The sequence below is a fragment of the Thalassoroseus sp. genome, assembly GCF_984380535.1.
This window is the reverse complement of sequence record NZ_CFHRBF010000001.1, coordinates 81520-102723: the sequence shown is the minus strand read 5'-3', so window position 1 is coordinate 102723 and position 21204 is coordinate 81520. Positions and strand designations below refer to the sequence as shown.

13 protein-coding genes are annotated in these 21204 nt (G+C 55.5%); 4 read left to right on the top strand and 9 right to left on the bottom strand.

Annotated features, from left to right (window positions below; genetic code table 11):
• Positions 1–37 precede the first annotated feature (37 nt).
• On the bottom strand, positions 38–514 hold the full coding sequence (gene bcp / locus AC5DDB_RS00355; protein ID WP_491737673.1) for a thioredoxin-dependent thiol peroxidase: 477 nt from the start codon (positions 512–514) through the stop codon (positions 38–40).
• 113 nt (positions 515–627) lie between these two features.
• Here bcp and AC5DDB_RS00350 point away from each other — a divergent pair, with 113 nt between their 5' ends.
• On the top strand, positions 628–2145 hold the full coding sequence (locus AC5DDB_RS00350) for a carboxypeptidase M32 (RefSeq protein ID WP_491737672.1): 1518 nt from the start codon (positions 628–630) through the stop codon (positions 2143–2145).
• A complete protein-coding gene (locus tag AC5DDB_RS00345) occupies positions 2135–2695 on the top strand; it encodes a TlpA family protein disulfide reductase (RefSeq protein WP_491737671.1) in 561 nt (186 codons plus the stop codon). The genes AC5DDB_RS00350 and AC5DDB_RS00345 overlap by 11 nt, the downstream gene beginning before the upstream one ends.
• Positions 2696–2812: 117 nt before the next feature.
• Here the strand turns inward: AC5DDB_RS00345 and prfB are convergent.
• From prfB to AC5DDB_RS00325, 4 genes are all read right to left on the bottom strand, one after another.
• A protein-coding gene (prfB, locus tag AC5DDB_RS00340) for a peptide chain release factor 2 (protein ID WP_491738052.1) occupies positions 2813–3932 on the bottom strand; the annotation gives its coding sequence in 2 pieces (ribosomal slippage) (positions 2813–3862 and positions 3864–3932; 1119 coding nt in all).
• 48 nt (positions 3933–3980) lie between these two features.
• Positions 3981–5612: a tetratricopeptide repeat protein gene (locus AC5DDB_RS00335; RefSeq protein ID WP_491737670.1), complete on the bottom strand. Its 1632-nt coding sequence runs from the start codon at positions 5610–5612 to the stop codon at positions 3981–3983.
• Positions 5613–5705: 93 nt separating this feature from the next.
• Positions 5706–8843 carry an efflux RND transporter permease subunit gene (locus AC5DDB_RS00330; RefSeq protein WP_491737669.1) on the bottom strand — a complete coding sequence of 1046 codons (3138 nt, stop codon included), beginning with the start codon at positions 8841–8843 and terminating at the stop codon, positions 5706–5708.
• A gap of 65 nt (positions 8844–8908) precedes the next feature.
• Positions 8909–10246, bottom strand: a complete 1338-nt coding sequence (locus tag AC5DDB_RS00325) for an efflux RND transporter periplasmic adaptor subunit (RefSeq protein WP_491737668.1) — start codon at positions 10244–10246, stop codon at positions 8909–8911.
• A gap of 291 nt (positions 10247–10537) precedes the next feature.
• Here AC5DDB_RS00325 and AC5DDB_RS00320 point away from each other — a divergent pair, with 291 nt between their 5' ends.
• Positions 10538–12205 (top strand): TolC family protein, encoded by a 1668-nt coding sequence (locus AC5DDB_RS00320; protein ID WP_491737667.1) that lies wholly within the window; start codon positions 10538–10540, stop codon positions 12203–12205.
• Between the two features lie 246 nt (positions 12206–12451).
• Positions 12452–13822 (top strand): Gfo/Idh/MocA family protein, encoded by a 1371-nt coding sequence (locus tag AC5DDB_RS00315; RefSeq protein WP_491737666.1) that lies wholly within the window; start codon positions 12452–12454, stop codon positions 13820–13822.
• A gap of 9 nt (positions 13823–13831) precedes the next feature.
• Here AC5DDB_RS00315 and AC5DDB_RS00310 read toward each other — a convergent pair whose 3' ends face one another.
• From AC5DDB_RS00310 to AC5DDB_RS00295, 4 genes are read right to left on the bottom strand one after another with little or no spacing between them, the layout of a single operon-like run.
• Positions 13832–16237 (bottom strand): prolyl oligopeptidase family serine peptidase, encoded by a 2406-nt coding sequence (locus tag AC5DDB_RS00310; protein ID WP_491737665.1) that lies wholly within the window; start codon positions 16235–16237, stop codon positions 13832–13834.
• A complete protein-coding gene (locus tag AC5DDB_RS00305) occupies positions 16234–17325 on the bottom strand; it encodes a formylglycine-generating enzyme family protein (RefSeq protein WP_491737664.1) in 1092 nt (363 codons plus the stop codon). The genes AC5DDB_RS00310 and AC5DDB_RS00305 overlap by 4 nt, the downstream gene beginning before the upstream one ends.
• On the bottom strand, positions 17322–18641 hold the full coding sequence (locus AC5DDB_RS00300) for a DUF1552 domain-containing protein (protein WP_491737663.1): 1320 nt from the start codon (positions 18639–18641) through the stop codon (positions 17322–17324). The genes AC5DDB_RS00305 and AC5DDB_RS00300 overlap by 4 nt, the downstream gene beginning before the upstream one ends.
• Positions 18638–21160, bottom strand: a complete 2523-nt coding sequence (locus tag AC5DDB_RS00295; RefSeq protein WP_491737662.1) for a DUF1592 domain-containing protein — start codon at positions 21158–21160, stop codon at positions 18638–18640. Before AC5DDB_RS00295 ends, AC5DDB_RS00300 begins: the two co-directional genes overlap by 4 nt.
• Between the last annotated feature and the right edge of the window lie 44 nt (positions 21161–21204).

The window sequence follows — 21204 nt, the reverse complement described above, 5'->3', positions numbered from 1 at the left end:
GGGAAATCAAATTTAATGCTACCCGAATCTGCCCAGTTTACTCAAGCTCCGCGAGTTTCTCCGCGACTTTGGCCACATGCCCCTTGACCCGCACTTTGGGCCAAACTGCAGCGATTTTGCCAGTTTTATCGATCAAAAACGTGGCCCGCTGCACACCCATCGACTTCTTGCCGTACATATTCTTTTCCACCCACACGCCGTACTTCTCGCAGATTTTGTGGTCTTCGTCGGACAGCAGCGGGAACGACAGTTCGTACTTATCCGCGAATTTTTTGTGAGATTCCAAGGAATCCGTGCTCACTCCTAGCACGACCGTGTCCTCCGACTCGACACTCGCCAGGTGGTCGCGAAACTCACAGGCTTCGGTCGTGCAGCCAGGGGTATTGTCACGTGGATAGAAATAGAGAACGACGTTTTTCCCCTTCAGTTTGCTCAGGGTGATTTTGCCTTCAGGGTGAGCCGGCAAAGTGAACGCTGGTGCTCGCTTACCAACTTCCGGGAGGGTGTTGCTCATGGTGTGATCTCTTTAGAATGCCAATTGACTGAATCCACAATCCCCTGCGGGACTGCCCGCGAATCAATTTATAGCGGCAACCCGTCGCTTTCCATCTCGATCGAGGAAGTCGAATGTCAGGAACCAACGAATTGTACGCCGAGATGGTGCAGGAACTCCGGGCGGGGAAGTTGTTGCAATCTTGCGGTGCTGTCATAGAGTGGGACGAACGCACGAAAATGCCGCCAGGCGGAGCGAAACATCGGGCGAAGCAACTCAGTATGCTGTCCGGTCTGGCACACGAGCGGTTGACGTCTCCACGGTTGGGGGAGTTGCTACGGGAGTTGCAATCGCGCGATGACTTGGGGGAACCGGATTCGCCGCGAGCGGTCAACGTCCGAGAGGCCCTTCGGGACTACGAACGTGAAACGAAATTGCCTCGGCGGTTGGTGGAAGAGTTGACGCAAGCGGAGTCCGCCGGCCAACAGAATTGGGTTGTCGCCAGGAAAAACCAAGATTTCGCCCACTTCTTGCCGTTTCTCGAAAACATCCTCGCGTTGAAACGAGAACAAGCCCAAGCCTACGGCAGCGAGAGTGGCGTGCTGTACGATGCTCTGCTTGAGGGTTACGAACCCGGCGGGCGGCAGCAAGACATCCAAGCCGCTTTCTCCGCGCTGCGGGATGAGTTGGTCCCGTTGGTCCAAGCAATTCGTGACGCCGCGAAGCACCCGGATGAATCGATTATCACCCGCAGTTACCCGATCGAAGCTCAATGTCGATTCGGAACTGAGGCTGCCACAAAAATTGGGTTTCGGTTCGAAGACGGTCGGTTGGACGAATCTGCTCACCCATTCTGTTCGGGCACTGGTCCCGGCGATTGCCGATTGACGACCCGCTACGACGAACACCATTTCCCTGGTGCGTTCTTCGGCACACTTCACGAAGCCGGTCATGGAATGTACGAGCAAGGTTTGGACAAAGAACAGTTCGGTTTGCCAATGGGGGAATCGGTTTCGCTGGGCATTCACGAATCACAATCGCGGATGTGGGAAAACTTCGTCGGTCGAAGCCCGGCGTTCTGGAATCACTTTTTCGAATCGGCCAAAGCCGCATTCCCGGATGCACTGACTGACGTCAGTCGCGAGGATTTCGTGTTTGCCGTCAACGATGTGCGGCCGAGTTACATCCGTGTGGAAGCGGACGAAGTGACGTACAACCTGCACATCATGTTGCGATTCGAATTAGAACCCGCCCTGCTCTCTGGCGATTTACCTCCCGGCGATTTGCCTGGCGTGTGGGACGAAACATTCGAACGCTATTTCGGGATGCGACCGCGAAGCGTAGCGGAAGGCTGCCTGCAGGACATTCATTGGAGTGCGGGTCTGCTTGGGTACTTCCCGACCTATGCGCTTGGCAATATGTACGCCGCTCAATTCTTCGAAACCGCAGCGGAGACGCTCGGCGAACTGGCCCCGCAGTTTGCTGCTGGGAAGTTTACGCCGCTGCGTGAATGGCTCAACCGTGAAATCCATCAACGCGGTCGACAGTATCCTGCACCAAAATTGGTTGAGGTTGTCACCGGCAAACCGCTCTCGCACGAACCATTGATGCGACATCTGCGATCGAAATACGAGGCGTTGTATGAGCTCTGAAAACGCGACCGTCGAAGCGGAAGTCCCGCCCTCACGATCCAGCTTTTGGTTGCTGATGTTGCTCACAGTTTGTGTGGCGGTCGGGTTTGCATTCTGGCTGCGGATGAAGAGTGCGACAAACGTGGGCGGTTTGGATGTCGGCCAACCCTTGCCCGCCCTCAACGCCTCCGGCTGGCTGCAGGGCGAACCACCCACTAGCGAATCACTCGATGGGGAGGTGCTCCTCATCCACGCCTGGTTTCCGGAATGTGTGTTCTGTTTTCGCGAAGCACCCGAGCTAGTCAAACTGCAACGCGAATATGGAGACCGTGTGAAATTTATCGGTCTCACATTTCGCGACGTCGATCAATTGGATTCGATTGAAGGGTTCCTCGAAGCCACTGGGATCGATTGGCTCAATGGCTACGGAGCACTCGATACGCTTCGCGCCTTCGATGCCGAGTACTTCCCGACCATCTGGGTCATCGGTCGCGACGGAACTGTGGTGTGGAACAAGGACGAATCAGAAAGCTTAGTCGACGGCATCGAACGCGCGTTGGCGCAGAAGTAGATATGCAACGCAAATCGGAGGCATGCCCACGGCTGTCCGTGGGCATGAAAAATCTATTGACTGTCGCTTGACCGTGCCCACCGAAAGCGGGGGGCATGTCACGACTCGCGATTCTCCCTACGACTTCGATGACTTCTCATCACCCAAATTCCAGTGGAGATAACTTTCCAAGAACGGATCGAGATCGCCATTGAGAACGGCATCGGGTTGGCTATTTTTGAAGCCCGTGCGAGCATCTTTCACATATTGCTCGGGATGCAGCACGTAATGCCGAGTGGTTTCACCACCGAATCCAATTTTCGACTTTTCTCCCCGCCGGGCAGCGACTTCGTCGAGTCGGCGTTCCAGTTCCATTTGGTACAGTTTCGACAGCAACATCTTTCGGGCGGTGGCCCGGTTCTGGTGCTGACTGCGTTCACTCTGACAGAGTGCGAACACTCCGGTTTCCAAGTGTGTGACACGTACCGCGGACTCGGTCTTGTTCACGTGCTGACCGCCGGCACCACTGGAACGTAGCGTGTCCTCGCGAACGTCTTTGTCCCAATCGATGTCGATGTCGATGTTGTCGTCGACTTCTGGAGTCACATCGACCGCAGCGAACGAAGTTTGCCTACGTCCGGCGGCATCGAATGGGCTGATACGGATCAAACGGTGATTGCCGTTCTCGCCCTTGAGCCAACCGTAGGCGTATTCTCCGCTGATCAGGATCGTCGCGTTGCGAATGCCCGCTTCTTCGGCGTCGGATCGGTCGATCATTTCGACCTTGAATCCACGTTGTTCGGCCCACCGCAGATACATCCGGAGCAGCATTTCCGCCCAGTCCGACGCATCAGTACCGCCTTCACCGGCTTGTACTTTGAGGAACGCATTCGAGGCGTCTGCCGGGTCGCTCATCATCGCCTGCAGTTCGACCGCTTCGAGTTTCGGCATCAAACGGGGAACCGTCTCGGCGAGTTCCTTCTCTGAGGCCGGATCGTCCGCAGCGAATTCGAGCAGCACACCGATGTCTTCGGCGGATTGGATCAATTCACCAAGTGGTTTGACGTTGGCGTTCAACCGGCTAAGTTGCCCGACCGTTTGTTGAGCGCGTTCCTGATCATCCCAGAAATCGGGTGCGGCCATTTTCTGGTTGATCTCAGCGACATCTTGCAGTTTGGCATCGTAGTCAAAGAGAGTCTCGTAGATGCACAATGCGCTCGATCATTTCATGAGCTTGGTCGCGAAGTTCCGGGTCCACCATGATTGTTCCTTCTTGCGTTGTTTGTGCGGTCAGGTCGTGACCGTATTATTCGTCTTTGCCACCACCGAATGTGACGGTAATTCCATAATCTTTTTGCAGCTTGGCGTGGGCTTGGCTGGCGTGGCCGTCCTTGGGGTACTTTTTGCACACCTGCTGAAACGCCCGAATGGCGGCTTCCTTGTTACCAGAATGCTCGTAGCACTCGCCGATTTGGAGCAACGCCCAAGCTGCACGGTTCTGATTCTCCGTGCTCCCGACAACCTGTGCGTAGGATTGAATCGCCGACTTCCATTCTTTTTGCCGACGATAACAATCCGCGATTTCAATTACGTTTTGTGGGAAGTCGCTGCAGGCCTGGTATTGGCGAATCGCATCGTCATACCGACCGGCATCACGTAGCGTGCGGCCGATTTCCATTTGCCACCGCGTAGGATTGTTCGCGTCATCGACGATCAACTCTCGATACAACGCAATCGCAGGGTCCGGTTTTTTGGCGTAGCGATAATTAATGGCAATCGCCGGTTTCCAGGTCAGAGGGTTTTCGGGATCGAGGGCCAGGACTTGCTGATAGGCGTTCGCCGCTTTCGCATATTCACGTTGTTGATGATAACTTTCCGCGATTCGCGATTGGCCTTTGATTTGGTCTTGGAACTGGTTGTATGTCTGACGAGCCAAGTCGTATTTGTCTTCTGATTTCTGCCAACTCGCGAGATGGTCGAGAATCTCATCGTCTTTGCCGAAGCGTTTCTGCATGTCCTGGAACAGGTCCGCGATTTGTTGATCCCGCCCGATGGCTTGGTTTAAATCGATAATCGCAAACCAACGTTGTTTCGCGGCTTGTTTCACCTCGTCGTTAGCGAGATCCGTCGGCGTTTGTTTTTTGAGCCATTGAATGCCGTCGTCGACGAGTTTGGCCGCCTCAGTTTGTTTCTTGGGGTCACGGTGTAGCGTCGTCGCTGCGGATTTGACGTATTGAAAAACCTGGTGCGGTAAGTCCGTCTCTTGGTAGCTCGTTTCTAGCGTTTTCACACCATCGCTGAACGCGGCCTCATGGAAGTAATACGAAGCCAACTCTTGCGAAGCCTTTACGCAGAAACTTTCGGTGTCTTTCGTTCGCGGCGTATCGAATGATAGCCGTTTCCACAGGCCGACTCGTTCGTCGAGATTTCCTTCGACTTTGCTGATGTCGATCAAATCATGTAATGCGTAGACTGCGACGAGATGCTTTGGATGGTTCTTCAAAACGTCCGCGTACGCCTGCTTGGCTTTCTTGGGTTCGCCGATGTTCTTATAAGTTTGACCGATGAAATACGCGGCCGCGGTAGCCTCTTCGGAGTCCGGCCAGTAGTCGATGACCGACTGAAACCCCTCGCTAATGGCGGTGTTCTGTTTCCGCAATTGCAGTTGGCACAGTCCCCACTTTAACAGCGAGTACGGAGCCGCTTCGCTTGTTTCGTAGAGGGTGAGAAATTTTTCGTACTCGTCGGCTGCGATCTTCCATTTCTTGTCGCGGTAGTATTCCTCACAGATTTTCAGTTGATACCGTTCGACTTCCCGCAACTGCTTCCAACGGTCGAGCGATAACTCATCCAACTTGGCGGCTGATGCGATATTCGAGACCAAAATGGCCGAGAAAACCGCGAGTAGAAGACTCGCTCGTTTGATTGCATTTGGCATGGGATTCTCCGAATCACAGTTCGCGATTTGCCCTCCCGACTCTATCGACTGACACCGGAATTTACAACGAGCGATCGTCGTTCAGATCCCTTGTCATGCATGCCGTCGGTGGACCATTGCGTAAACGCAGGGCACGAGAATCAACGTCAGGACAGTCGATGCCACCATCCCGCCGAGCAATGCCCGGGCGAGGGGAATCATCGCTTCGTTGCCGGGAGCCAGCTGGAACGACAATGGCAACATCGAAGCCACGAGTGTGAGCGAAGTCATCAAAATCGGCCGCAACCGTACCTGGGCTGCCGACAACGCCGCATCCGATGGGGATGCACCTTCCGAGAGTCGGCGGTTCGCAAATTCGACAAGTAGAATCGAATTGTTCACGACCACGCCAATCATCATCAGAATGCCCATTAGCGATTGGATGTTGAGCGTTGTGCCGGTGAGGAACAAGATGACCAGTACGCCACCCAGTCCGAGCGGCACCGCGAGCATGATGATCAGCGGATCAACGAATGAACGGAACTGGGCCATCAATACGAGGTACACCAGCACGCCCGCCACGAGTAGACCGACTCCGAGCAGGTTCATGCCGGACTTCATTGTTTCCACCGGTCCGCGTGTCGATACGGAAACACCGTTGGCGAATTCCATTTCCGCCAAAGCGTTCTCGACGTCCCGCGCGACGGAACCGACATCCCGTCCCGAAACGTTCACATGCACATCATTTACACGGGCGATGTTGTAATGCGCGATTTCGCCGGGGATCGTGACCCGATTGACGGTGGCGATATTCGACAACGGAATCGTGACGGGGCCATCGGGTGTGTCGAGGGAAATTGGAATGTTGCGGATTTCATCAAGCGACTGGAAATGGTTGTCTTTGTACTGCACGCCCATGAAGAAATCGACGCCGGTTTTCGGATCGATCCAAATCGTCGGCGAATAACCCACGCTCGATCCAAGAGCCGTCAACACAGTTTGAGCGACGTCCTCCTGATCGACACCGAGGTACTTGGCCCGTGTGCGATTGACCTGAACATCGAATTGCGGATAGTCCAACGACTGTGCGATTTGCACGTCTTCGGTGCCGGGGATGTGCGAGACGACTTCAACGATTCGCTCGGCTGCGTCTCGACATTGGCCAAGAGTTCCCGCTGAAACCTGCACGCTGATCGGGGTGGGCACACCTTCGTTGAGTGCCATGTTCACGATGCCGCCGGAGACGAACAGAAACTGTTCGAGCGGGTAATCATCGGCGAACTTCCGACGCAGGCGATCGATGTAAGTTTTGGAACTCGTCTGTCGCCCGGTCTGTTTGAGGTTCACGATGATGTATGCCGTGTCTGGCCCGGAATTCGAACTCAGGACCGTCGAGAACCCCGCCCCCTTGCCGACGGGTAAACCGATGTTGGCGATGAGCGTCTCGATTTCCTCTTCGGGAATGACCTCTTTGATAGTGTCCTCAATCCGTGCGACGAGTTCTTCGGTTTCGCTGAGTTCGTTGCCGGGGACGGTCTTCATACGAATTTCGAACGAGCCGGCGTCGACATCGGGGAATAGTTCCGTCCCGATGAACGGCCAAAGTAGAAACGTCGCACCAACTCCCACGAGAATCACCAGCACACTCAGCGCCGGAACCTTCAAGGCGACATTTAGGCTGCGACCGTAAAGGCCCCGCGGTTGGTCTTCGCTCGCGGCATTGGTGTCGTTTTTCCGGGAGTCGTCTTGTGGTCGAACTTTGTCACGAACAAAGGTTGCACAGAATGCGGGAACAACGGTCAACGCCAACACGTACGAAGCGCCAATCGTGAAGGTCGCTGCCAATGAGAGGGGTTCAAACAGGTATTTGATCATCCCAGTCAGAAAGACAGCCGGCAGAAAGACGGCGAGTGTCGTGATTGTCCCAGCCAAGATCGCGCCAGAAACTTCTTGCGTTCCTTCACGGGCGGCATCGAGTGTGGACTTGCCCATACGTTGGTGTCGAACCACGTTTTCGACCACCACAATGCCGGCGTCAACCACCGTGCCGATGGCAAGCGCGATGCCGCCGAGTGTCATCACGTTGATGGTTTGGCCAGTGAAGGCGAACCCCAGACCGCCGATGAGAATCGCAAGCAGAATCGTGGCGACAATGATCAGCGTTGGCAAAAATCGTCGAAGGAACATAAGCACCACAACCGCCACTAACGCTGCCCCCAATCCGATCTGCCTGAGTAAATTCGACATCGCGTTACGGATGTAATGTGATTGATCGGAAACCAGCGTGACCTCCGTCGCTTCCGGAATGTCGCCGCGTTCTTTCATCTTCGGAATTTCGCTGGCGATGCCCTCCGTGATGCGGTCGACGACAGCGATCGTGTTTTCGCCCGGTTCCCGCAACAGCGGACAATACACGCTGCGTTTGCCGTTCACGCGGACGATGTTGTACTGAAGTGCTGCATCATCCTCGACGACGCCGACATCACGAATGAAGATCGGTCGTCCGTCACGAACCGCCACCGGGATCGCTTCGATTTCCTCGGTCGTTGGCAGCGTATTTCGGGGATGGATTTGGTAATCCGTGCCACCGAGCCGAGCGGTTCCTGCAGCGAGCACCAAGTTCGACTTCTGCAAGGCGTCGACGACGTCCGTCGCACTGATATGATGAGCTTGCAGTTTCGCGGGGTCGACGTAGACCATCATCTGTCGAAATTTTCCGCCGAACGGGTGCGGAATTTGAACACCTTTCAACCCGCCCATTTTATTGCGGACAGCGTAATAGCCGATGCTGTAAAGTTCCGATTCGCTCAGGCCCTCACCGGAAATCGCGGCAAGCACGACAGGCAAATTCGATGGTTCGCTTCGCAATGTGAATGGCCATTCGATCCCCGGCGGCAGGTGAAACATATCGCTGGCTTCGAGGTTCACGATGTCGTTCATCGCGGAACTCGAGTCAGCCCCCGGTTGGAAGAACACCTTGATGACGGCTGCTCCGGGCACCGTTCGCGATTCCTGGTGTTCGATCTTTCCCGCCAACGTAAGGGCCCGTTCCACACGCGAGGTGACCGACTTTTCCATGTCGAGCGTTGGCAAACCGGGATAGGAAAAGAAGCTGACGACCACCGGCTTTTTGAAGTCCGGCAGAATATCGACAGTGATGCCGGGAATCACAGCCGCCCCTAGCAAACACAACGCGCATGCGGCAGCGAGGACAGCGAACCGGTTCTTCAGCGAAAAGTTGATCAGACCCATATCGGTTTCTTCGTTGGCAGTTGGCCGGCGGATCAGTGAGGTGAGTATCTGGTCGAGTTGCCGACCTAGTCGGCGGGCAAGACACGTACGGTTTGACCGTTCGCGAAACGGTTGAGGTGTGCATCGATCACGCGTTGGCCGGTCTCCAATCCCGAAACAATTTCGATCGAGTGACCGTTGTCGATGCCCGTGGTGACGGTCTGCATCGTCACCTTTTCATCATCGCCGATGATATAAACGAACGGCTGCCCCGCTTCGTCGAAGCGAACCGCCCGAGCGGGCAACATGTTGGCGGCAACTTTCGTGGACAGTGTGATCGTCGCTTCCCCAAACATTCCGGGTAGTAATTTTCCGTCCGCGTTCTCGATTTCCGCTTCCACGAGCATCGTACGCGTGTTGGGATCAAGCTCACCCGCGACCCGTGTGACTTCGGTCGTGATTGGTTCCTCACCGGTGAACGAGGGGAATTGCAGCGTCATGATGTCACCGCGTGAGACCAAGGTCGCGTCGACTTCCGGTACCGGTACTTGCACGCGTACCGGGTCGAATTGGCTGACAACAAACAGTGGCTGGCCGTCACCAACTTCGTTGGCTTCGCGAACCAAGTCGCCTAGATCGATCGCTCGGTGTGTCACCAGGCCGTCAAATGGGGCTTTTAGCGTGGCATAATCGATGAGGACTTGGATTTCCTCGAGCTGTTTCTCAGCGATTGTCGTATCGGCCTTCGCGGCTTTCAGGTCAGCATCAGCCGAAGTCAGTTTCGCTTTGGCAACTGCCACATCGGCGCGAGCGGAGTTGATCGCCGAGTCCACCGCGTCGCGGTTAGCCAATTCCGAATCTCGTTTCTTGCGGACTTCATCCAGTATGCGATTTTGCAGCGATTGTCGTTGGACCAAGTCCTGCGTCCGGCTGAATTCGGCTTCGACGGCAGCGAGACTGGCTTCAGCTCGTTTCAGTTCCGACTCGGCTTGGGAGAATCTGGCCTCGGCGGATTCCACATTCGCCTTGGCCAACGTGACACCGGCTACCGCCCGTGTTTCCTCAGCTTTCGCACGAGTCAATCGGGCCTCGATGACCTGCAACTGCTTTTGCATTTCAGGAACGTCGATCACGGCAAGTGGTGTGTCTTTTTCGACGACATCACCTATATCGACATGGATTTTGCCGACGTAACCGCTGACCTTCGCTCGCACTTCAGCGCGAAAATACGCATGCACCGTCGCAGGTTGTGTACTGGTGCGTCGCACGTCTTCCGGCACGACAGCCACCGCCTTGACAGGAACGGTTTTCGCGGATTTCTCAGGTGGTTCACCGACCGCAACATCACCGCAGCCGGAGGACAGAAAAACGCAGCCAAGTATCGCTGTCACGAAAGAATTGTGCACAAATTGCGCGCGAACCATCGCAAGAATCCCTCGTTGGTCAATTCAGGTAGAGTGAGTCGAGTTTAATGGTCCAGTCGAGAGAAGCATAGCAAGACTCTGGCTTTTGCGTTCCAGGTTCATGGAATTCATGTCGTTTGAGCAGTTGTTTCCCATCTGACCCATCTTTTCAGCTCAGCGTGATCGGCACGAACCGACCGGAGAACTCGCAAAACCTGCATCACCGGTCTATTCGGCAACGTCTGACACTGGCTCATGACCGATGCTGAATTGTGATGTCACCGGAAATGATTCTGCAGAAGGTCTCCCGACATGCAGCGGAAATGGATTTCGACCAGTGTTCTGTTCGCGACCTTGGGCGGATTCGCCGGGTGCGCCAATACGAATCGGTTCGAAGGTTTGCCCTCACCGAACGAGCCTACGATTGTGGGGCAAGATCACAACGGTCCGAGAGTGGAATCTCCGTTTCCCCGCGCATGTCGACCGATACGCAGGCTTGAACCGTCCAACATCAACAAGATTCGGCTTGTTGACGAGCAGACATCTGTGAAGGATATTCCGCTTCCGGTTGCACCCGCTCCCGATGCGATGGTTGAAAACTCGCCCGGACAACTTCAACCAGAGTTCGAATCGGCGGCGACGAGTATCGACGCAGTCCAACTGAATCTGCCAACGGTACTCTCGATGATTGGTGGGCAACATCCGGTTGTCGGATTCGCTCAGTGGCGTGTGCAGGAGGCGTATGCGCAGTTCGACCGGGCAAAGGTGCTTTGGTTGCCTTCGATCCAGCCAGGTTTCAGCTTCCATCGGCATGATGGAAACTATCAAGCGAGCAACGGCGAAATCGTCGATGTGAACCGGAACTCCCTCCAATACGGACTCGGTGCCGGTGCAACGGGAGCCGGCACGACTAACACTCGCCCCGGTTTGGTGGCTCAGTTCCACCTCGCCGATGCCATCTTCCAACCCGAAATCGCGGAGAAAACGGCATGGGCTCGCGGACATGCGGCGAATGGAGTGTTGAACGATCAACTTCGCGATGCGGCTCTCGCGTATCAAGACCTGTTGGACGCCGAACAAGACCTGCGAATTGTGGAAGACAGTCGACGTCGCACGGCAGATTTGGCGAAATTGACGAGTGACTTTGCGGAGGCGGGCGAAGGCTTGCAGGCCGACGCGGATCGGTTGAAGACGGAATTGATGTTGGTCGACGATCGCCTCGTTTCCGCTCGGGAGCGTGTCGATGTGGCGTCGGCAAACTTGGCTCAAACGCTTAGTTTGGATGCGGGCCGAATGATTACGGCTCTCGACGCAACTGTGATTCCGCTCGATTTGACGACCATCGACGCCGAACCGGCAGCATTGATTCCCGTGGGTTTGTCGAATCGTCCGGAACTCAAGGAAGCCCAGGCATTGGTCGCAGCGGCTTGCGAACGATACCAACGCGAGAAATACGCCCCACTTGTGCCAAGTTTATTGATGGGATTCAGCACTGGCGATTTTGGCGGCGGACTGGGCAACGATGTGAACGATGTTGCAGGTCGATATGACTTCGACGCGATCGTCACCTGGGAGATTCGGCAACTCGGATTCGGTGAGGCTGCCGCTCGACGTGAGACCCACGCAAATGTCGAGCAGGCAAAGTTCGCGAAACTTCGCACAATGGACCGTGTCGCTCGCGAAATTGTCGAAGCACATGCGCAGGTTTTGCATCGACGTCGGCGAATCAGCATCACTCAGCAAGCAATCGAAACCGCCGAGAATTCCTACAACCGCAATTTGAGCCGAATCAGAGACGGTCAAGGGTTGCCGTTGGAAGTGTTACAGTCTGTGCAAGCACTCGAAGATGCACGCCGAGCGTATTTGCGGGCCGTCGTCGATTACAACCGAGCCCAATTCCAACTGCAATGGGCACTCGGCTGGCCCGTCGATCAGGCTTCAGCTGCAGGGTTGGGGACACACTGCGAACCCCGTTTCTAGACCGTGTCACGGTTCTCCACTTCCGCCAGGGACACGCAAAAGTCAGCGTTCTCGGCCATCTGTGCTACCGCAACCGCGACGAGCAACGCGAAACCCTCGAACCCAACCAACCGGTCCAGCCCGACGTAACCGCCGAGAAGCTGGTCGCTCGCTTTTGAAGTCCAACGTCGACTCGGTTAAGATCTGCATTAGCAATATCCATTTCTCCCACACGCTTCAAACGCAATTTGAGAAGGACTCACACTGATGTCACATCCGCCACGACCCACGCGTCGTCAATTTCTCCAAGGGCTCGCAGCTGCCAGTGCTGCGGGAGTCATGTTGCCTTCGAGCCGTTACGCTCTCGGTTACGAATCGCCCAATGAACGCCCCGTGTTCGCTACGATTGGTCTTCGGAACCAGGGGTGGGGAATCACTAGCAAGTCGTTCAAGTTTGCCGACTTCGCGGCGTTGGCCGATGTCGACAAGAACGTGCTCGAAGAAAACGTCGCCAAGACTGAGCAGCGTCAAAAGAAGAAGCCGGATGCCTATACCGATTACCGCAAGATTCTCGATCGTAAAGACATCGATGCGGTCATGATCGCCACGCCGGATCACTGGCACACGAAAATCGCCGTCGAGGCAATGCTGGCCGGCAAAGACGTTTACTGTGAAAAACCGCTGACGCTCACGATCGACGAAGGCAAGCTCATCGAGAAAATGGTGAAGCTGACCGGTCGTGTGTTCCAAGTCGGAACAATGCAGCGGACCGAAAGTGGCCAGCGCTTCCTGCAAGCGATCGCCCTGATCCGTGCCGGTCGAATTGGGAAGGTCCAAAAAGTAACCTGTGGCATCAATGGTATGGAGGCGTCGCCGGTCATTCCGGAAGCCGATGTCCCGGCCGGATTGGATTGGGATTTCTGGTTGGGGCCAGCGGAAAAAGTTCCTTACCGGGCTCTTCCCGAAATGCGAAAAGGTTACGGCGGCGGAGTGCCATTGTATAGCAACTGTCACTACTCCTTCCGGAATTGGCATGAGTATTCCGGCGGAAAGTTGACGGACTGGGGTGCCCATCACGTCGACATCGCATGTTGGGCACTTGGGGCCACCGACACCGGCCCGAGCAAGATAACACCACTCGAGTACAATCTGCCGGTGGAATACAAGGACGGACATCCTGTGGTGCACGACCAATACAATGCGGCGACCAGTTTCCGCATTCAGGTCGATATGCCGAACGACGTGGAAATGATCATCACGAGCGAAGGCGACAATGGGATTCTCTTCGAAGGCACCAAAGGCCGGTTCTTTGTCAATCGTGGCAAAATCGTCGGCAAACCCGTCGAGGAACTCGCCGACAATCCGCTGCCTGACGGTGCCATCGAAGAAGTCTACGGCGGCAAAGTCAGCGAGAACCATACGGCGAACTTCATTGAAGCGATGAAGTCTCGTGAGCAACCGATTTCCGACGTGTGGTCGCACAACCGCATGCTCGAAATCTGTCACCTCTCGAACATCGCCATGCGGTTCGGCCGCGCGATGAAGTGGGACCCAGTGGCCCGTCAAATCATTGACGACGAGCAAGCCAACACGCTTCTTTCACGAGAAAACCGCAAAGGTTATGAGATCGACATGTAATCGGCACCGTTAAGGTGCAAGAAGATGCCGAGTGAGAAACTCCATGCGGAGCCGATTTCCGTATGGAGTTTCTGCCGCTCCATGCCCTGCCCCGATGATCGGCATGAAGTCGAATTGTTTCCCCGCTTTCTGTAACGCACCAACGACTTGCAACGTGCTCGCCGGATCGACGTTCCGATCGAGTTCACCGACGATCAGCAGTAATTTGCCCTTCAGTTTGTGTGCGTCAACCGTGTTCGAGTTGCGTGCGTAACTCTCGTCGACGGGCCAACCCATCCACTGCTCGTTCCACCAAACCTTGTCCATTCGATTGTCGTGACAACCGCAGTCGGCAACGGCCACTTTGTAGAAGTCGTGGTGATCGAGCAACGCCCGCATTGCGTTCTGGCCACCCGCGCTGCCGCCGTAAATGCCGACGCGTGACAAATCCATCCACGGTCGGTCTTCCGCAGCGGCTTTGATCCAGGCAATCCGATCTGGAAAACCGGCGTCTTTGAGGTTCTTCCAGCACACATCGTGAAATGCCTTACCTCGGTGATTCGTGCCCATCCCGTCGATCTTCACAACGATAAAACCCAACTCGGCGACACGATACAAACCCGTCATCCGGCCAAAATCTTTGGGCACGTGGGCCGAGTGGGGCCCGGCGTAGATGTTCTCCACAATCGGGTAAGACTTTTGTGGATCAAAGTTGGACGGCTTGATGAGAAACCCATGAATCTCGGTTTTGCCATCCCGACCCGGTGCAACGAACCGCTCCGGCAAACTCCAACCGGTATTCAGTAGCGGCTCGATGTCGGCTTCCTCAGGTGTGCACACGAGGCTGCCGTCGTTGGAACTGCGCAATTCATGCACCGGCGGGTGATCGACTCGCGACCACCTGGCGACAAAAAATTTGCGGTCGGGTGAGAATTCGATGTGATGATTGCCATCCGCGGCGGTCAGTTGTTGAAACTCGCTGCCGTCAAAATTCAACCGGCAAAGATGCAAGTGGTACGGGTCTTCGTCTGAGTTGAGTCCACTCGCCATGAACCAAATTTGTCGATGCTCGTTGTCGACGTGGATCACGTCCCGAACCGGCCACGCCCCCTCAGTGATGCGGTTTTTCACTTCACCGGTTTTTGTGTCGATCAACCACAGATGACACCATCCGTCACGTTCGCTCATCCAAATCAGTTCGCCGGTTTCATGAAGCCAGTGTCGCCACGACTTCCCGCTGTAATCGATGAAGGTGTCCGAGGTTTCTTCAACAACCACCCGAACGTCTCCCGTCTCCGCGTTTGCAGCAAGAATCCGGTAGCACTGATGTCCCCGCTCGTTGTAGTTGAAATAGAATTCACGACTGTCAGGCGACCACACCACTGGCAACGCTTGCGATTCCGTAAACGGATTCGGAAATAAGTCGGTCGATAGGACATTCCATTGATGGTTTGCACCATCGATTCGGAACACGACCGGCACCGGTTTCGGCAGCGGATCACCCGGCTTGGGATAGGAGTAATCGCGGAGTTTTGGTTGCAATTGGTCGCGTGGTGAAGATTCGACGATTGTAACTTCGCGTTTGGAAATTGATTCGCAGTTGCTCACCACGAATGCAGAGGAATCGGGCGACCAATCGACTCGTCCATGGAAAGGCGTTTTGCGATCGAGATCGGTTGCCAAATGTCGCGTCTGTTGGGTTTCCCGATCCTGCAATTTGACAACTCCATCTTCAACAAACGCAGACCATTTGCCATCCGGCGACGGTGTTCCTCGACGAGTCGGACTCGGACGGCGGCGATTACGTGTCGAAGACTTCGCGGGGCCGTCAATAACGATCCGACTCGGAGCGGCGATGGCTTCGATGGTTGCCAACTCAGTCCCGTCAGGCCGGGCCACGAGCCACACGTGCCCCGCGAACGTATGTTGCGAATGAGTCTCCCCCGCTTCGACCGTTCCGTAAGGCACACGTCGACCGTCGCTATTCAACCAAAACAACTGGACCTGCGTGTCGAGCGAATTGACGAAAGTCACTCGCGATTCCGGTCCGTTTGTCCGAGTTCGATCGCGTCGATTCGTCATCTCCGAAGTCCGCGTCGGTTCGGTCTCCGGAAGACCCAGTTCGTTGAGGTTTTGGGCCGTCTTCCGTTGGCCGGTCTCGGCGTCGATCAATACAAATTCGTGCGATGCGGGTCCCGTTTGCACGCGATACCAAAACGACTTATTCCCTGGCAGCCAATGTGTCTGAATGTGATCGCGGAAAGTTTTGTTTGCGGTCCGCTGCGCAAACTTCAACGCCCGCTCAATCCGATCGTCAGCGAATGTCGTCGAAAGTCCAACGAGTAGAAATCCAACGAGAATAGCAATACGCATGGCGGCAACTACGTGCGGTTGGAAGAAGTAGCGGGGATGAATGACGTAAAGAAGCGGCGTCAACGAATTTCTCGGACGATGCGAAAACCGGTGTAGACGGCGGAGTCTGCGGCTTCGGCAAATGTGCGGATCGAACAGCGGACTGCCGCCGGTGCACACGTCCATCCGCCGCCACGCATTAAACGCCAATCACCATACTTGTGCTGATCGGTCTCGTCGAGAAATAACGGGTCTGTCACGACGACATCGCCACGCTGCTGGCGGGGCACACCGTCGAAGTGGCGGTCGTACCGATCCGCAGCCCAACGGTCTTGGCACCATTCCCACACGTTGCCATGCATATCGAACAGTCCCCACGGGTTCGGTTTGAAGCTGCCGACTTTCGCCGTGAAGACGACACCGTCACCCTCATCGGCTCCTAGTCGGACGGCCCGTTGGAACTGAGTTGTCTTCGGCTGCGCGGCTTCCAGTGCACCGTCCGCAACGTTGGCATGCTCGTATGCCAAGTCGGGGTCTTCGCCCCAAGAGTACCATGTCTTCTGCCCTGCGCGGCAGGCGTATTCCCATTCCGCTTCACTCGGCAATCGATAGTTCTGACCGTCCTTTTTCGAGAGCCACTTGCAGAATGCGTTCGCGTCGGTCCAACTCACGCAGACAACAGGATGTTCGTCGGTTTGCTCGAACCCCGGTGTTCGCCAGGTGATCTCGGATGACTTGTGAAAGCGGTCCACATAGTCGTTCTCGTCCGGAAAGCAGCCGAGCGCTCCGCCATTTTTCTCGGCATCGGTTTTGTAGCCGGTCGCGTCGACGAATTGACGAAATTGGCCAACCGTGACTTCCGTCGTCGCGATCTCAAAACCCCGCGTGATCGCCACTCGGTGTGATGGCGATTCGTTCTTAAAGTTCTGACTATTACTGTATTGGTGAACGAGTGCAAAACGGCGCTCGCGTTGATTGGACGTGTCGAACCCGCGAGTAAACTCGCCGGGCTCAATTTGAACAAACCGCATGCCGATGGTATTCGTCGTGAGCTTCTTAGACGCATCCGCAGCCGAACCGACACTCGTGTACGAGATACATAGCAGGTGCACAACGAAGAATGTCGTCAGACGAAAGACTCGATCGCAGGTCCTATTTCTGAGTCGTTTCATCCGAGTAATTCTCCGATCACGCCGGTGCTGTCTTGATAGGAATTTTCCACCAGTACGCCCATCTTATGAATCATGGTTTGCCACAGTGAGGACAGCGGCGTTTGTTCTTTGAGTTCGACGTGCGTTTGATGTTGAATGCCCAATCCGCCGCCACCCGAGAGAACCGTCGGCAAAATATCCTTACTGTGCCCAATTCCCATACCGCTGGAGAAGCCAAGCATCGTGTGATCGAGAAGCGTGCCGTCACCGTCCTGAATGGAAGCGAGTCGGTCTAGGAAGTAACTCCAGTGCTTCATGTAGATGGTGTCGACCTTGGCGAGTTCTTCAAGATTCTTGGGGTCGTTGCCATGATGGGTCAGTTCGTGATAGCCCTTGGACACCCCGAATTCCGGGTACACTCCGCCAGCTAGTTCGGTCCGCACAACGTAGGAGATGACGCGAGTCGAGTCTGTTTGGAACGCCAATGCGATCAAGTCGTACATGAGTTTGGCGTAGGTGTCGTAAACAAATTTGCCGTTGCCTTCGGGAGTGGGGGCGTTTTCGTAATCGCCATATCCATTGAGATTCGGCGTGGGTTTCGGACGGTCCGCCCAATCGATTTCCCGCTTGAGTGTCTGTTCGACTTCGCGGATCGAGTTGAAATACTGATCAAGCTGCTGACGGTCGGCCGCCCCGAGTTTGCCTTCGAGCTGTTTCGCGTCAGAGAGGATGGCGTCGAGCACGCTGCCGCGCTGACGGAACTCGTCGCTTTGCTGTGTTTGTTGGTCTTCACTGTTCGGTTTGAAGAGTCGATTGAAAATGGTTTGTGGGTCGTTTTCAGCGGCTAACGGCACACCTTGGCGGTTCCAAGAAATTGTCGCGAGCACCTGGCTACCGAAACCCGTCCCACGTTTGACCGAAAGTTGTAGAGAAGGAAATCGTGTATGCTTTCCGTGTAACTCGGCGGCGAGTTGGTCGGGCGAAATGGTTTGTTTCTCACCGCGAGCGATGGAAGTTGCGAATGGGTAGGCTCCATCATGCCCGCCGCCGTGATTGAGCCATGTGTTCGATAACACGGTGAACTGCCCCCGATGTTTTTCCATCGGCTTGAGGATTCGCGACATTTTGGCGTCGTTTCCGAATCCTTCCGGGTAGAACTCCCGCATGTTCATGCCGGTGCCGAAGTAGAACGTGCCCATCCGCGGTACAACTTCCGGCGTGGAGGCGGCAAAAGCTCCGCGGGGCATCATCGCTTCCAACCAAGGCAATGCGAGACAGGCACCCGAGCCACGCAGGAATGTTCGTCGATCAATCGGCTTGAGATTCAGAAAATTCATTTGGTCACGAACGCCTTGCTGTTAACGAGAGAGTGAATGAGCGAACGGAACGTGTCTTCGTTCGATTTCAAATCGGAAACGATTTGCGAAATGGCAGGGTCGTCGGTTGGTTCGATGCCTCGACCAAGTGCATAGACGAAGAGTTTCTCCGTAAGTGCTCGGCGGAACCGGTCATCCTGTGCTCGGAGCAGTTGGCGGAATTCCTCGAAATTGGCGAACGAGTTGCCATTCGGAAGTTGCCCACTGGCATCGATCTCTGGGCGGTTGTTGCCTCGGAAGTCTTCGCCGTCTTGTTGTTCCCGCCACGCTCCGATGACGTTGAAGTTTTCCAGTGCCAACCCGTACGGATCAAGCGACCGGTGACAGGCGGCACACGCTTCGATCTGTTGATGTTGCAGCAAGCGGTCCCGCACCGTCAGCCGTTCGCCTTTGATGTTCGGTTCGACTTCACCCGCGTTCGGCGGCGGAGGGTCCGGAGGATCGTTGAAAAGCACTTCCCGCACATAAACAGCTCGTGAAACGGGTTTCGTGCGGATGCCATCGGAACCGGCTTGATGAACCCCCGCCATCGCCAATAGTCCTCCGCGATCGGAATTCGGTGGCAACGTCACTCGGCGAAAATCTTCACCCTCGACATCGTCGATGCCGTAGTGCTCCGCGAGGCGATCATTGATGACCACAAAATCCGAATCAAGAAAATTCAACACGCTCAGGTCGTTCCTCAGAATCGTGCGGAAGAACTCCAGCGGTTCGCGGACGACCGCTTCGGCGAGTTTCTCGTCGTATTCGCGATAGAGATATTGGTCAGGCGTGAAATTGAGGAACGTTTCCGTCCGCAGCCATTGCCTGGCGAAACCGTCGACAAAGCGATCCGCTTTCGCGTCGGCCAACATGCGATCAACTTGAGCGATCCGCTGCGCGGGGTTTGTCAATTCACCGGCTTCCGCGGCTCGGAGCAGTTCGTCGTCGGGCATGGAACTCCAGAGGAAGTACGACAACCGCGAAGCGATCTCGTAATTATCAAGCGGCCGAGATTTGCCGGCTTCAGTCAAATTCGGTTCGACGAGATACAGAAACCTTGGCGACGTCAGTGCGACTGCCAAACCAACGCGGATGGCCTCGTGGAATGTTTCGTCGTGTTCCAATTCCGTTTCGACAACTTGCAGAATCGGCTCGATTTCTTCATCCCGAATCGGTCGTCGCCATGCTCGCGGTAAGAATCGGCGGAAGATTTCGCGGGCGTACTCGAGATCTTCGGAACCCTCGTCGCCGCGAAACAGCAGCGTAGTGTGACTTTTCGGAGGCCATTGGTCATACAACGGGCCTTCGACTTCGAGATAATCCAGAAACACTCGGGGAAATTGCGTGAGGTCTAACTTCTCTGGATCGGGCGTCGAACGGTCACCACCCCAACCTTCGGCGACTTTTCGGCCGTCGAGTCGTAACGTCTCCGCGAATTTGCCCTGCTTTCCAAGTTCCCCATTGCGACGCATAAAATTTTCGCCGGGACGCTGGCCCATGTACAACTTCGCTTCATTCAAAATGCGAATGTTGAGTTCACCACCGAGCGTGTCCCGTGGGATGACTACCGAATATTCCTGGGGCTTATCCCAGGGGGCTTTGACGTCGAATTCCATCACGGTTCGCATTTTGTCGTCGGGATGGTTGTGATTGAGTTGCAACCGGGGGACCGTTCCGTCTGCTCCCGGAGACGCGCCCGCTTTGATCGTGAATCGGTAATACCCATTCACGGGAGCGACGTTGTTGTCGCGACGACCAGGGTATCGCAGCATGCCAAACGAACGTGTGCTGCCCTCGATCAATTGCAGCCCGTTCGGCACGGGTTTCATTCCCAACCGCGTTACCAGATAGCCGATGGCGATACTGTCGGCCATATCTTCGTATTCGAGCCGCATGGTTTCCGTGGGAAACTCGGGCGGACCGTCCACGATTGCCCGATCCGCAATTCGTCGGGCGACTTCGTAGTATTGCTGCATCAACGACGGATCGAACAACAACGCGGTGCTGACTTTGTCGAAGCCTTCGGCCGTCCCATCCGGAGGCAACACATCAAGTGGACTTTCGCCGGTGGGGAACTTCATCGAGAGCAAGTCGGCGACTGTGTTCGTGTATTCATGCCGATTCATTCTTCGCAGCAGAATGCGTCCATCCGTGCCGGTACGATTTCGTTCGGCTTCCCGCAAACCAGCCGCGATCCACTTTGATGTCGTTTCCACCCACGTCGCAGGCGGCTGTGGTTCGTCTTTAGGGGGCATCTGGCCGAGGTTCAGTTGATTACGAATCTCGATCCAGGCCAGTGCGTTATCGCGATTGGAAAAATCCCCGGTGAGTCGATCAACCCGCATCTTGCCTTCCGACAAATCCGGTCCGTGACAATCCATGCAGAACTGTTTGAGCAGCGAGATGATTTCCGAATGATCGACGGCTGCATCTGCGAAACGTGGCAGAAGGACAAGCAAAACGATGAGGACACGCATGGGCATAACGAGTTGGGCCACTGAGTCGTCGAGAGAACGGCCGGTTCTAGATTGAACCGCTTACT

Coding starts and splice junctions, on each gene's coding strand:
- AC5DDB_RS00335 (WP_491737670.1), bottom strand. CDS start 5,612: ATGCCAAATGCAATCAAACGAGCGAGTCTTCTACTCGCGGTTTTCTCG.
- AC5DDB_RS00350 (WP_491737672.1), top strand. CDS start 628: ATGTCAGGAACCAACGAATTGTACGCCGAGATGGTGCAGGAACTCCGG.
- AC5DDB_RS00330 (WP_491737669.1), bottom strand. CDS start 8,843: ATGGGTCTGATCAACTTTTCGCTGAAGAACCGGTTCGCTGTCCTCGCT.
- AC5DDB_RS00345 (WP_491737671.1), top strand. CDS start 2,135: ATGAGCTCTGAAAACGCGACCGTCGAAGCGGAAGTCCCGCCCTCACGA.
- bcp (WP_491737673.1), bottom strand. CDS start 514: ATGAGCAACACCCTCCCGGAAGTTGGTAAGCGAGCACCAGCGTTCACT.
- AC5DDB_RS00320 (WP_491737667.1), top strand. CDS start 10,538: ATGCAGCGGAAATGGATTTCGACCAGTGTTCTGTTCGCGACCTTGGGC.
- AC5DDB_RS00315 (WP_491737666.1), top strand. CDS start 12,452: ATGTCACATCCGCCACGACCCACGCGTCGTCAATTTCTCCAAGGGCTC.
- AC5DDB_RS00325 (WP_491737668.1), bottom strand. CDS start 10,246: ATGGTTCGCGCGCAATTTGTGCACAATTCTTTCGTGACAGCGATACTT.
- AC5DDB_RS00300 (WP_491737663.1), bottom strand. CDS start 18,641: ATGAATTTTCTGAATCTCAAGCCGATTGATCGACGAACATTCCTGCGT.
- AC5DDB_RS00305 (WP_491737664.1), bottom strand. CDS start 17,325: ATGAAACGACTCAGAAATAGGACCTGCGATCGAGTCTTTCGTCTGACG.